Source organism: Roseicyclus sp. (assembly GCF_052168335.1).
Lineage (GTDB): Bacteria > Pseudomonadota > Alphaproteobacteria > Rhodobacterales > Rhodobacteraceae > Roseibacterium.
Genome location: NZ_JBQLZP010000421.1, coordinates 1 through 3,142, shown reverse-complemented (window position 1 = coordinate 3,142; position 3,142 = coordinate 1). Strand labels below are relative to the sequence as shown.

Below are 3,142 nucleotides of genomic sequence, written 5' to 3'. Positions count from 1 at the left end.
CGGACGAATACGACGGCCGCGTGAAGATCGTGAAGGTCAACGTGGACGAGAACCCCAACTCGCCCATGCAACTCGGCGTGCGCGGCATCCCCGCGCTCTTCATGTTCAAAGGCGGCGAGGTCGTCTCGAACAAGGTCGGCGCGGCACCCAAGGCCGCGCTCCAGAAGTGGATCGACGAGGCCGTCTGATCCCTTCGGGACATCGGAACGGGAAAGGGCGCTGCGGGCGCCCTTTTTTCTTGTCAGTAGCGGTGCGGCAGCTCCACCCGCGTTCCGTCGGCGCGCACGATGGCGGTGGCGTAGATCTCGAGCGACCGGTCGTCGTCCACCCGCCCGCTGACCGTGACGGTCTCGCCCGCCGCGGCGGGAACGAAGTTCGGGCCCACGTAGACACGCACGGTTCCCGTGGCGTCGCGGAGGATGAACTCGTCCTCGTCGGTGACGCGGTCGACCACGCCGGCGATCGTCACAGGCTGACCGCGCACGAGGGTCGCGACGGTCTGCGCCGGGGTGGCGCCGGGCTCGGTCTTGGCGGCCGCTGCGATCGGCGTGCAGGCGAGAAGCGCAGCCGCGCAGAGGGATGCGATCCGGATCATGGCCCGCCTCAGTCGAGCGCGACCAGGACGAGGACGAAGGCGGCGAAGCCCGCGGCGACCAGCATCCAGCGCTGGAGGGTCAGCGTCACTTCGGCGCGCAGCCACTCGGACGTGGAGAAGGCGGGCGCGGGGGCGGTCGGGCGGGTCTCGGTGGTCTCGGTTTCGGTGGACATGGAACGCTCCTCACTGAACAGTCCTACAGATGGTGCCGTCTGTCTTAAAGAAAAGGCAATCGAATCGAAGAAACCGATAGTTCTTGGCTATGGAGGCTGGCCAAAAAAAGGGGGCGCCGAAACGGGCGCCCCCTAGATTTCCCGGGCCGGAAGGGAGGACCGGCCCGGGTCGCAAGCGTTCGTGTCAGCCCTTGGTGAAGTCCGGGTAGGCTTCCATCCCGAGCTCGGCCACGTCGAGGCCGGTCATCTCGGATTCCTGCGAGACGCGGATGCCCATGACCGCCTTGAGGATGAACCACACTACCAGCGAGGTGACGAAGGCGAAGGCGCCGATGACCACGATGCCGGTGATCTGGCCGCCGATCGTGGCCTCGCCCGTGTAGCCACCCGTCAGGACGACGGCGAGCGTGCCCCAGATGCCGGCGAAGAGGTGCACCGGGATGGCGCCGACCACGTCGTCGATCTTGAGCTTGTCCAGCAGCGGAACCGCGAAGACCACGATCACGCCGCCGATGCCTCCGATCACGAGGGCCAGGAACAGCGAGGGCGCGAGCGGCTCTGCCGTGATCGAGACGAGGCCCGCGAGCGCGCCGTTCAGGACCATGGTGAGGTCGACCTTGCCATAGAGCACCTGCGTCAGGATCAGCGCCGTGACGGCGCCCGCCGCAGCGGCCATGTTGGTGTTGGCGAAGATGCGCGACACGTCCGCGACGTCGCCGACCGTGCCCATGGCGAGCTGCGAGCCGCCGTTGAAGCCGAACCAGCCGAGCCACAGGATGAACGTGCCGAGCGTGGCGAGCGCGAGGTTCGAGCCCGGCATCGGGTTGGTCTTGCCGTCCTTGTACTTGCCGAGGCGCGGTCCGAGGACGAGGGCGCCCGCAAGCGCGGCCCAGCCGCCGACCGAGTGCACCAGGGTCGAGCCCGCGAAGTCCATGAAGCCGAAGCTCGACTCGAGGAAGCCGCCGCCCCAGTCCCAGCTCGCCTGCATCGGGTAGATGAAGCCGGTGAGAACGACGACGAAGATCAGGAACGGCCAGAGCTTGATGCGCTCGGCCAGCGTGCCGGAGACGATCGACGCCGTGGTGGCGCAGAACATCAGCTGGAAGAAGAAGTCCGAACCGACCGAAGCGTAGTCGAGCGCGGTTTCCTCGGGCGCGACGCCCATCGGCTCGAGCGAGGTCATGGCGAACAGCGGGCCGAGCACGCCGTCGATGAGCCAGCCGTCGCCGGGATACATCAGGTTGAAGCCGACGAGCCAGTACATGATCGCCGCGATCGAGAAGAGCGCGATGTTCTTGGTGAGCTGCATCGTCACGTTCTTCGAGCGGACGAGGCCCGCCTCGAGCATCGCGAAGCCCGCGGCCATCCAGAAGACGAGGAAGCCGCCGACGAGGAACAGGAGCGTCGTGAGGATGTAGGAGGTGTGCTCGGCGGGCGCGCCGGTGGCGGCATCCTGCGCGAGGCCCAGGGACGGCGCCGCGACAAGCGCGACGGCGGCCAGGGGAATGTACTTGAGAGCTTTCATGAGACCAGTTTCTCCTTTCGGTTCCAGCCGCCGGTCAGAGCGCGTCGTCATTGGTTTCGCCGGTGCGCACCCGCACCGCGCTTTCCACGTCGAGGACGAAGATCTTGCCGTCGCCGATCTTGTCGGTCTTCGCCGTGGTCTGGATGGTCTCGACGACCTGGTCGGCCATGCCGTCCGGCACCACGATCTCGAGCTTCACCTTCGGGACGAAGTTCACGGCATACTCGGCGCCGCGGTAGATTTCGGTGTGTCCGGACTGCGAGCCGAAGCCCTTGATCTCGGTCACCATCATGCCGCGCACGCCGATGGAGGTGAGCGCCTCGCGCACCTCCTCGAGCTTGAACGGCTTGATAGCTGCGATGATGAGTTTCACGTCTGTCACCCCTCCGGTTGATGGTGTTCCCAACCCCATACCCGGCAGAAAGGCGAAAGCCGGGTGGGAACGTCACGACGCAGAACTCCGCTCAGGGGGCGGGAAGGGCAACGAACGGCAGGCTTGCGGGTCGGCTCCGGATGCAGAATTGCAAATATTTTGCGCAAATCGGACTTTGCGCTCAATTTTTGGGCAGTTGTTGGACTGGCGTTCACGGCATCGACACTCCACATCCGACTCGTTCGCGCCTATGATCGCGGGAAAAAGAGGCAGGGCCGGACGGCTCCGGTAGAAGGCAAGTCAATGGGTGGTTCAGGTCAGGACCGCAGGGTCCCGCCGAGGGGCAAGCGCATGCTCGTCGCCGAGAAGCGGGCGACCCGCGCCGCGTCGTCGTCGGCCACGCGGCCCACCGCCGCGTCCGGCAGCCGCAAGGCGGCGTCGGGTGGCGGCGGCTCGAGCGGCGGGCCGGGCGGGCG

General features: G+C 66.7%; 4 protein-coding genes and 1 pseudogene. 1 reads left to right on the top strand and 4 read right to left on the bottom strand.

Annotated features, from left to right (window positions below; translation table 11 throughout):
- A partial coding sequence (locus tag ACTS11_RS12885) for a thioredoxin family protein (RefSeq protein ID WP_442640712.1) occupies positions 1 to 188 on the top strand: 188 nt, incomplete at its 5' end.
- A 53-nt stretch (positions 189 to 241) separates the two neighbouring features.
- On the opposite strand, the gene ACTS11_RS12880 is transcribed toward ACTS11_RS12885, so the two are convergent.
- The 4 genes and pseudogenes from ACTS11_RS12880 to ACTS11_RS12865 form a co-directional block, all read right to left on the bottom strand.
- On the bottom strand, positions 242 to 595 hold the full coding sequence (locus tag ACTS11_RS12880) for a NirD/YgiW/YdeI family stress tolerance protein (protein WP_442640711.1): 354 nt from the start codon (positions 593 to 595) through the stop codon (positions 242 to 244).
- An 8-nt stretch (positions 596 to 603) separates the two neighbouring features.
- Entirely contained in the window at positions 604 to 768 is a 165-nt protein-coding gene (locus tag ACTS11_RS12875; RefSeq protein ID WP_442640710.1) for a hypothetical protein, read from the bottom strand.
- A gap of 184 nt (positions 769 to 952) precedes the next feature.
- Positions 953 to 2,293: an ammonium transporter gene (locus ACTS11_RS12870; RefSeq protein ID WP_442640709.1), complete on the bottom strand. Its 1,341-nt coding sequence runs from the start codon at positions 2,291 to 2,293 to the stop codon at positions 953 to 955.
- Positions 2,294 to 2,327: 34 nt separating this feature from the next.
- Positions 2,328 to 2,720: pseudogene (locus ACTS11_RS12865) on the bottom strand (P-II family nitrogen regulator); the annotation flags it as partial.
- Between the last annotated feature and the right edge of the window lie 422 nt (positions 2,721 to 3,142).